Source organism: Calditrichota bacterium, from assembly GCA_013152715.1.
Lineage (GTDB): Bacteria > Zhuqueibacterota > Zhuqueibacteria > Thermofontimicrobiales > Thermofontimicrobiaceae > 4484-87.
The window spans coordinates 1-13,296 of sequence record JAADFU010000033.1; the positions used below are offsets into that span (position 1 = coordinate 1).

General features: G+C 46.0%; 10 protein-coding genes and 1 tRNA gene. 4 read left to right on the plus strand and 7 right to left on the minus strand.

The features are described from left to right. Window positions 1–992 (plus strand): hypothetical protein (locus GXO74_02855; GenBank protein ID NOZ60599.1); only part of this gene is annotated, 992 nt, incomplete at its 5' end. Between the two features lie 35 nt (window positions 993–1,027). Here GXO74_02855 and GXO74_02860 read toward each other — a convergent pair. Further along, window positions 1,028–1,101: transfer RNA gene (locus tag GXO74_02860), tRNA-Val, on the minus strand. Between the two features lie 113 nt (window positions 1,102–1,214). On the opposite strand from GXO74_02860, the gene GXO74_02865 reads away from it, so the two are divergent. Then, window positions 1,215–1,967: an SDR family oxidoreductase gene (locus GXO74_02865; protein ID NOZ60600.1), complete on the plus strand. Its 753-nt coding sequence runs from the start codon at window positions 1,215–1,217 to the stop codon at window positions 1,965–1,967. A gap of 59 nt (window positions 1,968–2,026) precedes the next feature. Here the strand turns inward: GXO74_02865 and GXO74_02870 are convergent, their stop codons facing one another. Next, on the minus strand, window positions 2,027–2,971 hold the full coding sequence (locus tag GXO74_02870) for a calcium/sodium antiporter (GenBank protein ID NOZ60601.1): 945 nt from the start codon (window positions 2,969–2,971) through the stop codon (window positions 2,027–2,029). Window positions 2,972–3,298: 327 nt separating this feature from the next. Between GXO74_02870 and GXO74_02875 the strand changes: the two genes are divergently transcribed. Beyond that, complete coding sequence (locus tag GXO74_02875) at window positions 3,299–4,558, plus strand: hypothetical protein (GenBank protein NOZ60602.1); 1,260 nt, start codon at window positions 3,299–3,301, stop codon at window positions 4,556–4,558. 48 nt (window positions 4,559–4,606) lie between these two features. Next, complete coding sequence (locus tag GXO74_02880) at window positions 4,607–5,134, plus strand: RNA methyltransferase (GenBank protein ID NOZ60603.1); 528 nt, start codon at window positions 4,607–4,609, stop codon at window positions 5,132–5,134. 18 nt (window positions 5,135–5,152) lie between these two features. Here GXO74_02880 and GXO74_02885 read toward each other — a convergent pair whose 3' ends face one another. From GXO74_02885 to GXO74_02905, 5 genes are all read right to left on the minus strand, one after another. Continuing rightward, a complete protein-coding gene (locus GXO74_02885; GenBank protein ID NOZ60604.1) occupies window positions 5,153–5,482 on the minus strand; it encodes a hypothetical protein in 330 nt (109 codons plus the stop codon). Further along, window positions 5,469–6,044, minus strand: coding sequence for a flavin reductase family protein (locus tag GXO74_02890; protein ID NOZ60605.1), 576 nt, complete (start codon window positions 6,042–6,044; stop codon window positions 5,469–5,471). Before GXO74_02890 ends, GXO74_02885 begins: the two co-directional genes overlap by 14 nt. Before the next feature lie 64 nt (window positions 6,045–6,108). Then, on the minus strand, window positions 6,109–7,752 hold the full coding sequence (locus GXO74_02895) for a redoxin domain-containing protein (GenBank protein ID NOZ60606.1): 1,644 nt from the start codon (window positions 7,750–7,752) through the stop codon (window positions 6,109–6,111). 169 nt (window positions 7,753–7,921) lie between these two features. Further along, a complete protein-coding gene (locus GXO74_02900; GenBank protein NOZ60607.1) occupies window positions 7,922–12,634 on the minus strand; it encodes a S8 family serine peptidase in 4,713 nt (1,570 codons plus the stop codon). A gap of 468 nt (window positions 12,635–13,102) precedes the next feature. Further along, on the minus strand, window positions 13,103–13,296 hold a 194-nt coding region (locus GXO74_02905), incomplete at its 5' end, for an aldo/keto reductase (GenBank protein NOZ60608.1).

The following is a 13,296-nucleotide window of genomic DNA, read 5'->3' on the forward strand; positions in this document are numbered from 1 at the left end:
GCGTTTCCAATGACGTGGGACTTATTTTGTCACCGCGGGCAAATATTTCTTTGGCCATTTTCATCGAAGAAGCGCGCGATCGCCGGGGCGGGCCTGAAAATGAGACCACTCTAACAGCCGCAAAAATCAGCAGGCTCATCTGGAACTATTTCACTGGCGATTTCGGATTCGAACGTCCTTTTGTGACATCGGTGGATTGGACATCATTTCCCGGGGGCGAATGGACGCGTGTTCAACTTCAACACTCGCCATTTCCGCACCCGTCGCGAGAAAAAGGTCACCGCTACAAAAACCGTTTTTTCCCGCGCGACCCGCACTACTGCGACAGCAGCGCCGTGATTATCGTACCGGAAAAATTTTCCGACACTGAACAAGGAACGAATTTAATCATTCATTTTCATGGCTGGAACAATGACGTGCTCAATGTGCTGGAAAAATTTAATATGGCACAGCAGTTGATTGCGTCAAAAAAGAATACGATTCTGGTGCTGGCACAAGGTCCCTATCGCGCTCTCGATTCCGGCGGCGGCAAAATGGAAGACGAAAACGGACTGAAAAATTTTGTTGAAGAAATTTTGCAATTACTTGTTTCGGAGAAAAGAATTCATTCGGCGCGGTTGAACAAGTTAATTATCACCGCGCACAGCGGCGGCTACCGACCTGCTCTTTTGGCGCTGGAACGCGGCGGATTGTCTGACAAGATTCAAGAGGTTTTTTTATTTGACGCTTTTTACGCTTTGTCAGAGAAACTCATTCCCTGGTTAAAACAGAATAAAAATCATCGTTTGCGCAGCATTTACACAAAGCATCTTGCCCCTGAACACAAAGATTTTATGAAAATGCTAAAAAAAGAAAATTTACCTTTCACAGAGAAGTTAACCGGGAATGCACAAATTGTGCTCGAAAAAACAGATGTCAAACATAATGAAGTGATCGAAAATAATTTTTTGAAGTGGCTCAAAGCAAGTCAATTGGAAAATGTTCAGAAATAAAAAAAGCCTCTGAAAAGAGGCCTGCTAAAAACGAGTGGGCGATACTGGACTCGAACCAGTGACCTCCGGTATGTGAGACCGGCACTCTAACCACCTGAGCTAATCGCCCGTTTTGTGCCTGTAAATATAAAAAAAAAGTTACTCAAAGTCAATAAAAAATTTCAGCAAAATTTTGGCTGTACAAGGATCATTGAGACTGCAAACAGAACGAAGAGAAAAAACGTGAATTTAGCAAACGACCTGTCAGGAAAAACCGTCCTCGTCACCGGTTCCAGCCGCGGTATCGGGCGAGCATGCGCGAAGTTGTTCGCCGAATGCGGTTGTCGCATCGGAATTCATTACACGCAGGATATTTCATCTGCCAAATCGCTGCAGAAAGAAATTTCCGTGGAAAGCCACATTTTTCAAGCTGACCTGTTATCAGAAGAGGGCTGCCGTGAATTGGTCAACTCCGCCGGAAAAACGTTCGGCACCATCGACATCCTCGTCATCAATCACGGCGTCTGGGAGCGCGGCGACATTGACAAAATTACGCAACAGGAACTCGACCGCACCATTGATTTGAACTTGAAAAGCATTTTTTATTTGACCCGCGAGGCTCTCCCCTATTTCCCCGATTCAGGCGGAGCAATGGTTTTCATTGCCAGCACAGCGGGCCAGCGCGGCGAACCGCACTACTCTCACTACGCTGCCAGCAAGGGCGGAGTGATTTCGCTGACAAAATCATTAGCCGTGGAATTAGCGCCGCGTAAAATCAGAGTCAATTGCGTGGCTCCGGGTTGGGTGATGACAGATATGACGCGAGATATTTTGTCCGGGGAATATCTGCGCCAAGTGGAAGCTGCCACGCCGCTAAACAGAGTCGCTGATCCGGAAGATATCGCGCCGGCAGTGCTTTTTCTGGCATCGAATTTCGCCGGACACATCACCGGAGAAATCTTGAACGTCAACGGCGGGAGTGTGCTCTGCGGTTAAGATGGCGTCTCCCGAAACAACCTGTAACAGAGAGCTCGACTTTATTTTGCAGAACGACGTTAAAACAGATAAAAGAGTTTTCCCAGGAAAAGCCCATAAAAAAGGATCAGCAGCGCTCCTTCGTATTTAGTAATTTCCTGATCAAGCATGATGAAAAAATAAAGCATCGTCGCCAGTAACAACATCGGGAGCCCGAAATGAATCATCATTGTCGGAATGAGCAATTTGCCAAAGAGACCGGAAATGCCCATGATCGCAAAAGCGTTGAAAACATTCGATCCCAGCAGCGTGCCGACGGCAATGTCAGTTTTACCTTTTCGTGCAGCGACCACGCTGGTGATGATTTCCGGCAATGAAGTTCCCAGGGCCACAGCGCTGGCGGTGATGATTTCCGTGCCAATTTTTGCTATTTCCGCTATTTTCACGATAGAGATCACGGTATATTTCGCGCTAAAATACAGCGCGGCACAGCTCGCTACCAAAATGAGGAAATGCCACGGGTTGAGCGAAGGCGAAGCGATCTTTTCCTCTTCCATTTTTTTGCGATACTCACGGTGCTCTCTCATCGCGTACTTGATATAAATTAAAAATCCGACGATGCCAAAAGCAGCTTCAATTTGAGTAAACACGCCGTCATAACACGTCACGCCAAGGAAAAAAGTAGTTCCAATCAAAATTGGCAAATCCACGCTGACAATATTTTTATTGACCTTAAAAAAGCCAATAATTAAGGGTAGCAATCCTAAACCCAAAAAAATATTGGTGATATTTGATCCGACCACGTCGCCGATAACGATCTCGGTATTCTTAAACGCCACGGCAACAACGGAAGTCAAAAGTTCCGGCAAAGAAGTGCCTATTGAAACAATGGTGATGCCGATAATGAAAGACGGAATTTTCAACGCGAGTCCGATTTTCTCGGAAGCGGTCGTAAAATAATCTGAGGATTTGATAAGCGCAGTCAAGCTTATCGCTAAAATCGCTAACCATAACAACAAAGTCATATTTCATTCATCCCTTGGACTATTATCAGTTAAGTGTTCGTTTTTTTCTACGCGAACTTCGCGGTGAAATTATCTAGCTTGCTGAACTGGAATAGATTAATTTCATAATAATCGCGCTAATGTTACAAATTTTTTTCACAAAAGTCAAGTTTAATGTGAATAATTCTCGCGGAAAAACTTTTCCAAAAAATAGAAATTTAGAAAAATTTTTCCAAAAGATGCTTGATTTTTATGTTAAAATTTGTATATTATGGAATTCTGATTTGCATTTAATCTCGTTAATTTAAATCATTTGGACAAAAGACAATAAGCACAGGTGGCAACCCCATGAAAAAATTCCTGTTTTTTTTGGCTTGCTCATTTTTGTTCGTTCCGTCTCTGTTTTCCCTCGACAATAGTAAAGACGATGTAATCGAAGAATTGATGCGAAACGCGCCGAAAATTTTTCTGGATTGCCGTCGTTGTGATTTCGATTATGTGAGAACCCATGTGAATTTTGTCAATTATGTTCGAGATCGGAACGAAGCGCAAGTGCACGTTTTGGTGACAACAGAGAGAAACGGCAGTGGCGGCAGAGAGTACACTTTCACATTTATCGGGCAGAAAAATTTTGTCGGCATGAACGACACCCTGAAATTAGCCACCAATCAAATTCACACGAAAGATGAAATTCGCAGCATGATTGTGCAAAAATTGAAAATCGGGCTGGCTCGTTACGCCGCGCAGACGCCGATCTCTGACATGCTAAATATTTCATTGCAGCGTAATCCTCGCAAAGAGGCTATTCGCGACAAATGGAATTATTGGGTATTCAACTTTGACACAGACACCGATCTGAACGGCGAAGAATCGCGCACACGAATTGCGCTCGATGGGTCGGTTTCTGCTGATCGCGTAACACCGGAGCTAAAAACGCATTTTTCATTTCATTCGGAGTACCGCGAGAATCGCTACGACATCAGTGGCAGTATTTACAAAAGCATCACTCGGTCCCAGCGATTTTTTGGAATGATCGTCAAAAGCATCACAGACCACTGGTCTGTGGGCGGTTTTACATCGGTGAATTCATCCATTTACTCAAACACAAAACTCGGCGTGGGCATAGCGCCTGCTATTGAATACAATTACTATCCTTATTCAGAATCCACACGGCATGAGTTACGTTTTTTGTATTTGTTGGGCGTTGCAAAAAATAAATATTATGAAAAAACAATCTATGACAAATGGTCGGAAAAATTAATGAAACAGGAATTGTCCGCCACTTTTGAAATTAAAGACAAATGGGGATCAATTTCCACAACGTTAAGAGGTTCTCATTATTTCCATGATTTTTCCAAAAATAAATTGCAATTTAACACTTACTTCAGTTTGCGTTTATTCGAGGGGCTTTCGCTACGCGTTCGGGGAAGAATTTCGCGCATCCATGATCAGTTGGCTCTTTCCAGCGAAGGCGCATCCGAAGAAGAAATTTTATTGCATCGAAAGGAATTGGCGACCCAGTACAATTACTCAATTTCAATCGGTGTAGGCTACACTTTTGGATCAATTTACAGCAACGTGGTGAATCCGCGATTTGTTGGTTCGTAATGCACTGTTTACCCGGCAGACAATTTTCTTAAAAAGCAAAAAATTGCAATGAAAAAAATCAACTATCTTGACAAAATTCAATCATCGCCTTCGTTGACTGAAATCCAAAATCGTCCGCGAAGGCCCGTGAGCGTTGTGCTTGACAATATTCGCAGTTTGCACAATGTGGGTTCCATTTTCCGCACCTCTGATGCCGCCGGAGCGGAAAAATTGTACCTCTGCGGCATCACAGGAACGCCTCCCCGGGCGGAAATCCAAAAAGCAGCGTTGGGTTCGGAAAAAAGCGTGCCCTGGGAATATGTACCTTTTGCGGAACAGGCAGTGCGCGCGCTCAAAGCGCAGGGATACCAAATTGTAGCGTTGGAACACACGGACGCGCCCCTCGATTTTTCTCGAGTTGAATACAATTTTCCCTTGTGTCTGGTGATTGGCCATGAAATTACCGGCGTGTCCGACGAAGTCATTGCCTTAGCAGATTTGGCGGTGGAAATTCCCATGTTCGGAATAAAACAATCGCTCAACGTCTCCGTTGCCTACGGCGTTGCCATTTATGAAATCGTGAAACATTTGAAATAAGGCAAAATTTCTCGCGCTTCAAAATTCCTCACCATCATCCTCTCTGTCAATGAAAAGATCAGGTCCCTCAATTTTTCGTTTCACTCTCACGCCTGCCCCGAGCAGCAAAATACCAATCGGGACGGTGAACCAGAGCAGTTTCATTTTTTCGGCGCGTTCCTTTTCAAAAAAGCTGCTGATAGCGTCATCGACCGCAGCCGTGGAATCGATCTCCCCCTTTTCGCCGGTAAGATTAACAACGGCGCCGTCCGGTGTTGTGAGTACCGGAGATGAAGAAATGAAATAATACGCCAAGCTTAAAATGATGACGAAAATTCCTGCCAAGTAAAAAAACTCATATTTTTTCATCTCTTTCCTCATTTTCGCGCAGGTCGACGTAGCGCTCCGTCGCCTGAACCGAAACAATCTCCCCAAAATAAATGCGATGGTAATCCTTCAGCGGATAATTTTTTTCAATACCTTTATCCCAAAAATGGCTCGGATCAAAATCCTGCCAGTAAATTTTCCGACATTCAATGACCAACTCCGCCTCGGCGAAAGTCGGCGCCGCCACTTTTTTTGACTCAATCGGCGTCAGACCGGCTTCTTTGATTTTGTCGCCGTCTCGTCCTGATTTTGTGCCCAGCAACGAAAGCGCGTTGCGGTATTTTTCGGGAAATGCCGTTAGCGTGAATGTGTCAAACTTTTCCATGAATTCAAACGTGTGACGCGTGGGACGAACGACCACTTGCGCAAACGGCTTATTCCACATCTCGCCGAAACTGCCCCAGGCAACGGTCATGGTGTTAAATTTTCCGGTTTTAAAATCGCCGCTCGTCAGCAAAAGCCACTGATTCGCCCAGATGTCGATCGGCGGAAGCAAGAGTTTCTTGGGAATTATTTCACTACGGTCGATGGTAAATCTCCTCATTTTTTTCAAATAATCAAAAAATCCCCGCAAACCAAAAAACTTGATTTGCAGGGGCGTTTTCGTTCTATTTTGTTTTTGTTACTTGCGTAAATTTCGCCAACGTATCCAGCAGACGCTGCCCTCGCAACTCACCTTCCAAAGCAACGATGACGCCCTGAGGATTCACTAAAATCGGTCTGGGAATCGCCATGACTTCAAAAATTTTAGCGACTTCTTTGTTCGGATCTTCGTTCAAATAAGCGTTAATCCAGGGCATTTTCCACTTTTTCGCCCGAAACTCGGCAATTTTTTCCTTTTGAAAATCCAGCGACAGGCTGATGAATTGCACTTTGTCTTTGAATTGCTCGTACGCTTTGTGCAAATTTTCCATTTCGCCGACACAGGGACCGCACCAGGTCGCCCAGAAATCCAACAAATAATATTTTCCCAAAAGGGATTTGGCGGAAATTTTTTCCTGACTGTTCAAAAGTTGCACCTCAAAATCAGGCACTTTTGCGCCAACCCTAATTTTTTTGTTGGGGTCAAGCTTCCTGAGCGTGAACTCAACGTCCCTGATATCGCCATATTTTTCTTTTAATTCAGCGTAGTATCTTTTAACCTTTTCCTTCTCGCCTTTGTAATCTGCCATCAGTGCTAAACTGGACAGCGCAGTCGCTCTCACTTTTCGGATGGGATTTCGCTCTTTCAATTGCTCCAAAACTTGCGGCAAATAATCTCCGCCGCGATAGATCATCATGGGCAAATTGCTATTCATCGCCCATAACGGAGACTCGTAAGGCAACATTTTCCCCACTTTGGCAAGTGTGGTTGTGTCAACATCCGCCCGGTACATTAAAAGTGTAGCCAGCTCACACCCGGCAAATTGTCGCACCAAAAGAGGCGCGTCACTCTCTAATTTTTGTTTCAGAATTTCAATTACGGGATTCCAGTCGTACTTGTAACTCTTGATGTCTTCATGCGTTTTGCGGTATTCGCCCATTCCAGCGAGGTATTTTTTCCCGTTTTCGCTCACAAGGCTCTGCATCGCCCACATTTCCTGAAAATCCTTGTTATTTTCAAAAGTCACTTCAACGAGATTCTTCTCTGCAGGAATTTGCATTATTTTTTCAGGGTCAAATTTAATTCTCGCTTTCCCGCCGTTAATTTTTACTATTGACCGATAATCTCCTCCTCCATCGTAGACGTAACGATCCGATTGAGTGCCGTTGACGCTGCGCGGGCTTTTTGTCAAACCGAGCAATTGATAAGCAAGAGTGTCAGCCTCGACATCCCTTTCGTAAATAAAAGTCCCGTCTGATTGCGGCGTCATAGTTTCCGGATTTTTGAAACTAAAATCGTTCCAGTCGCCGGTAATTTTCACTTCGTCGAATTTTTCTTTGTACGGCAGCGTCGCTAATTTTATCGTGAGACGAACGGGCTCCATTTTTCCTTCGACAATCAGCGGCACCATCGCATAATCATGATTCGCTGCTGTGAACAGCAAATAGTAAGCCCCAACTTCATCAGCCGTGATTTCAAAAGAACCATCCGGATTCACTTTTTCGGTTTTGAGCACATCTCCCACATTCAGATCAATGTTTTTCAGATGCACATGCGCCAAAACCGGCGGCTTTCCGTCGGCACCAATGACTTTTCCGTTAATTTTGACTTGAGAAAATAACAGCAGCGGAAAAAGCAGAAAGACAATGAGTAGGCGAGAAAATTTCATTTTTTTCTCCTTTTTGGTTTTAAAGTGCAGTGAATTAGATTACTGAGGGAGATTTCGCGAATGAATTTTATTTTTTTACTCAAACTTGCGGCAAAGGTTTCGCAAATTTCGAAAATTGAAATTTGTTTTTGAGGAATATTTTTTCAGGCAAAAGCGCTGCGATTAGCCACTATCGCACCACAATCATTTTGTGCGTCGCATGAAATTGATCCGCAGCCATGTTGTAAAAATAAATTCCGCTGCCCACCTGTTCGCCGTTGTCATCGATACCGTCCCAATACACCGTGTAAAAACCCGCTTCGCGGCGTTCGTTGATCAGGGTTCTCACCTTTTTTCCCAAAATATTGTAAACTTCAATGGCCACATGTGTCGCGCGCGGAATTTCAAAGCGGAACGAAGTGGACGAATTGAACGGATTGGGCGAATTTTGCGACAGAGAATAGTCATTGGGAAGCGGCATTTCCACGCGAATTGTTTGGTGCTCTTTTTTTCTATTGGATTGAGAAATCTCTTCTAACTTGTACTGCAAAACAGTGGCGTTGGTCTGGAAATTATCAGTGAAATGGAATTCAGCGCCGCCGCTGATCAAATGTTCGTTCACTTTGACAAAGTCGCCATTCTCGCCGTTCTTGCGGTAAAGATTGAACCCCCGACATTTGCCGCGATAGGAAAGCTGCCAACTCAGGGCAATGCCGTCAGATTGAATTTCGCTTCCGAATTGGGCGACTGTGGAAAACTCCGGATAAAAAACGATGGGAAATTTCGCCAGAGCAAACGGAGAAGATTCGCCGTCCCCAGCCAGGACGCGGACGCGCCAGTGCAAAATCTTTTCCGGCTTCAACTTTTCAAGCTGACTGCAATCGGACAGAGAAAATTGCGTCGTCTGCACTGTATCGCTGCTGAAAATTTCCGAAAACGAAGAATCGGCGCTCAATTGAATCACGTACTTCAATTTTTTTCCAGCCGCGCTTTTCGTTAGATTAGAATCGGGCTGCCAGCGAAAAGCGTCAAATTCACTGACGCGACGTTCGCGATCCGGCGAAAGAATAATTGGCACCGGCAAAGTTTTCTTTGCTGCGAAAATAATCCACTGATGCGCGTGCACAGAATCTGAAAGCTGAACTTTTACGCGCAGCGTTTCAGGAGCCTGAAAATCGTCAGCGATGAAGCGCACCAAAGCGCTGTCCCCGGTTAACTGCCCCTTTGCCGAGGAAATTTTCCAGAAAAATGTGGTGCTTGCCTGGGAGCGAGGCACGCGGACGAGAAACCGAATCGAATCGCCGGGTGCAGCAAAAATAGAGTCATTTTCAGGAAAAAACATGATTCGCGCCAAATTAGTGAGCGCAGTGTCCGGCGCAACGACGACCACCCACTGCCGCTCTTTTTGCCAATCATTTTTCTCGGCGCGAACAGAGACTATTTCCTGCAAAAATGTTGGCTGGGAACGAAAAATGTAATCTGCGCCGCGAAAAATTGAATCGGGAAATGCGTCGCGAGTCCAGTTAAAAATAATTGTGGAATCTGCATTTTCCGCGCCGAAAATCACAGAATCGCCCGCAGCCACAAAAATCGTGTCCTGCGCCGGGAAAAATCGCCATGCGGACGGCGCCGTGTCAATTTGCGCGGAGCGAACTTCCCAGACGTAAATTGTCGAATCTTTGCCGTCGCCGACAGCGACCTTGACCCTTGTGAGCGAATCTGTCAAATCCGACTTTTTGAACAAAAAACTGGAATCATGCGCCGAACTGTCAAATTTACCATCGACCCACCAGCGGAAAGAGACGGAGTCGCTGTCTGCATCGACACAAGACACGGAAAAAAGGCAGGAATCATTTTTCAAAACGACAAACTGGGAATCGGGAAAAATTTCTTTGAAAATCGGCGGGTGATTTTTTCTCTCCAAAATCGAGACCACCCAGTCCAACTGCACGCTGGTATCGGCGTCAAACGCAATGAACGAAACCGTGTCCGTCTCCGCTGAATCCACTTCCTGCCTCAAAAAAACGAACGAGAGCGAATCCGCCGTCGAATCGACGACGCCATTGACCTGCCAGAGGAAACGCAGCGAATCTTCCTCGGCATCGCTCACTTGGATTAGAAATTTCAACGTGTCACCGACAAAAAGAGTCGTATCGCCGGGCGAAAAATTAGCGCGCAATAGCGGCGGTGAATTTCTCCGCAAAATAGAAATGACCCACTGATGCGTCCGTTCTGAATCTGCTGAAAAATAGCGGCAAATGATCGTGTCTGTCCCGGCGCTATCCGCCGCAAAAAGGAAACGCTGCCGACTTTCGCTGCTGTCAGTTTCGCCGTTTCCGCCCCAGAAGCAGGCAAAAAGGCTGTCAATTTTTTCCGGCAAATTAACTTCTAACAGAAGCGTATCGCCGACAAAAATTGTCGTGTCTCGGGCAGGCGAAAAAATAACCGCCGCGACCTTCTGAACGGGCAAATCCCAATTAACTACCCATTGCTGTGACAAAACCGTATCCGCAACCTCGCAGTGGACGCGAATCGTCTCCGGCGGCGTCATCTCGGGCGCGGGCTGAAAAATGAAAAATGAATCCGCGCCCTGGGCAGCCAATGAGTCACTCACAAACCACAAAAAGCGCACAGAATCATTCATTGCGGCACGCAAGCTGACAGAAAAAGACAAAGAATCGGGAAACAAAATTGTGGTATCCGCCGGCGGATATTTTTGGACAATTTCAGGCTTTTCGACCGGAAAATTTTCCTCTCGCTGCAGCAGCCAGATGTGCTGGGAAACGACCGCGCCGCCGGAATCGGAAATTTGCAACCGCAGCGTGTCTTTCTCGGCGAAGAAATTTTCCTGCGGTAAAATTAATTTTTTGCCCTCTGCCCGGAGCGAATCATTCAGAAACCAAAAATAATGCAACGAATACAATGAGTCCGGCGGCGTCAGCGAAACCTGAAATTCAATGGAATCTTTCACAAAGACTGCCGTGTCTGCCGGACTGAAAGAAAATTCCGGCGGCGGAATGAATCGGGCTTGCAGCGATTTTGCCGGAACAGATTCCCTGCCAATGCTGTCCACTCCTGTGACGTAGTATTCGGACAGAATGCCAATCTCTGCCGCGCTATCAATAAAAAGTGAATCTGATAGCGGTTCTTTTGTCAGCAATTGAAAATAATCGCCGGAAAATGCATTTTTGCGATAGACTTTGTACCCCGCAAACGCTGGATTTTTTTTCCAGACAAGAGTAATCGGATTTGCGCTTTGCAGATGAAATTCCTGCGGCGCAACCAGTCCCTTTCGCAGCCGCAAGGCGCGCTGCGTGCGAAAACCTTCCGCTGTCTCCACGCTCAACAGGACTTGCGGCTGGTAATTTTCCGGAAAATGAGAAGGCAGTCTGATTTGCAGCGGACTTGTTTTATTGGCATAAATTTCACCAAAGCCCAGTTTCTCCAGAGTAATTTCAGTCCGATCCATGCCAATCATGGCGTCGGAAACCAGCAGCCGAATGCGAACATTGTGCGCTTCCGCCGACAAATTTTGCAACTCAAAAAAGATCGCCACCCGATTTCCCGGGTTAATTTCCGCGCGGTCTATTTCATTGCGAAAATTCATTTTTTTGACGATAATATTTGGCGCGCGCACGCCCTTCATGGCTCGCCCCGGATTCAACTTTCCTGCTCCGAGCAGAGCTCCGAACGTAGGCGCATCGGCAAAATAAATATTGTCACAACTGAAAATCAGCCGTTCTCGAATTTCGCGTGGCATCAGATCAGGAAATTCCGCCCGCAAAATCGCGGCGGCGGCGGCAACGTGGCCGGCTGCCAGAATCGTCGGCGAGAGAAATCTTTGCAGAGAATCGGGAATCGTTTCCCATTGCGAAAAATAACCGGCTGCCGAGAGGTCGATGTAATCGCCGTAATTTGCCGAAGGGATTTTTTCTCCCCGCAAATTTACGGCAGAAACTGCCAGCACATTTTTGAATGCCGCCGGGTACACCGGGGCACCGCTGTTTTCTTCCCCGGCTGCAGCCACCAACACACAATTCATTGAATCGCACGCCGCAAGAGCCGCCTCCAGCGTCTGAGACACACCATAGCCCCAAAAAGGAAGCACGATCACGCCCGCTTTCTTTTGCGCAGCGGACATGACGGATCGGGCGATACCGGAAGCGGAAAACTCTCCTGCACCGCTCGCCGCAACCGTACCTGCCCTGAGAGGCAAAATTTTCAAGGAATATTTTTCATCGAGGTCGCCAGCCCAGGCGCGAACGCAATTGCCCACGAAGTCAACCATCGCCAGACCGCCGTAAAATTTCAATTTGCCGTCGCGCTTTTCAGCGCTGTCTTTCAATAAAATTTCCGGCGCAGCAAAAAGCCCGCTGCCATCCGGCGACAAAATTGCTATTTTGAGAGATTGACTTTGTTCTTTTTGAGAGAATCGGAGAGACAATTGTCTTTCCGGCGTCTGCCGGGCGGCAGGTTCGGAAAAAGTCGAAAAATAGAAATAATCCGGCTCCACAAAATCCACGGCGGACAATCGCGAATATTTCTCCAGCGCGTCAGCAACATCGATTTCCCGGGAAAATTCAATAACGAACAATTTGGAAAAGAATTCTTTCACGGATTGGGGAAAATCCGCCAAAGCAGGATAGACCGGGCGCATGGCGGAAACGCCGAAAATTTGATTCAAAGAATCGAGTGCAGAGGATGCGGTGGTTATTATTTTTCCCTTTTGGCTAGCAAATTTGACGGACTCGGTAAATTTGACAATAATACGCCTCGAATGCATCAGGGGATCGAAAGAATCGCCTTTCTTTTTATTTTCAGAAAATAGATCCCCGCCGACCGCAAACTGCATCAGTGCGATCAAAAAAAAACAGATGAGATATGTTCTTCGCGTGCAAGTCATCGCTGCTCGCTCAGTGAAGTTCGGTAAGTTTTTGACGCGCAGGAGGGCAGAGATCAGAATCGTCAGAGCGTTCCTCTCCGACGGGAAAGAATTATTGCTTATCCCCAAATTACGAGAAAAGAAAACTCATGTCGCCGCTCGAAGCTGTTTTTCAGTAACAATTTTCTTTGCTCAACCCTCCATCGTCCTTATTTCAATTGCCCAATTAGCTTGAAATCTCAATCGAGGTTCTCCCGACTACTTTACTCTGTTGTAATTAATTTATTAAAATTTCTCTTTAATATCAAGCGATTTCTTTTGCTTTGTAATTTTTTTTATTTTTATTTACGAAATGTTGAAGAAAAAGTTTAGTGAAAAATGCGTTGTATTTTTTTGTCGCGATTTCTCACCCCAGAGCGGCTATGATCACGGAGTTTTTTTCTGTGTCTCGGTGGCAATTTCCTTTAGCCCGGACAGATAGTTTGCAAATTAATCTCCCAATTGCGGAATCATCTCTCCCGGGATAGGCCCAAAATCCGATGCCTGACAATTGTCCGCGACCTGCTGCGGAGTCTTTGCTCCGGGAATCACGGTGTGACACGCCGGATGCGAAATACAAAACCGCAAGCTGACCTGAGTCATAGTCTGTTCAGAGTAAGCGTCAAATAATGGCTGTATTTGAT

Coding starts and splice junctions, on each gene's coding strand:
- GXO74_02900 (NOZ60607.1), bottom strand. CDS start 12,634: ATGACTTGCACGCGAAGAACATATCTCATCTGTTTTTTTTTGATCGCA.
- GXO74_02875 (NOZ60602.1), top strand. CDS start 3,299: ATGAAAAAATTCCTGTTTTTTTTGGCTTGCTCATTTTTGTTCGTTCCG.
- GXO74_02870 (NOZ60601.1), bottom strand. CDS start 2,971: ATGACTTTGTTGTTATGGTTAGCGATTTTAGCGATAAGCTTGACTGCG.
- GXO74_02895 (NOZ60606.1), bottom strand. CDS start 7,752: ATGAAATTTTCTCGCCTACTCATTGTCTTTCTGCTTTTTCCGCTGCTG.
- GXO74_02890 (NOZ60605.1), bottom strand. CDS start 6,044: ATGAGGAGATTTACCATCGACCGTAGTGAAATAATTCCCAAGAAACTC.
- GXO74_02880 (NOZ60603.1), top strand. CDS start 4,607: ATGAAAAAAATCAACTATCTTGACAAAATTCAATCATCGCCTTCGTTG.
- GXO74_02885 (NOZ60604.1), bottom strand. CDS start 5,482: ATGAAAAAATATGAGTTTTTTTACTTGGCAGGAATTTTCGTCATCATT.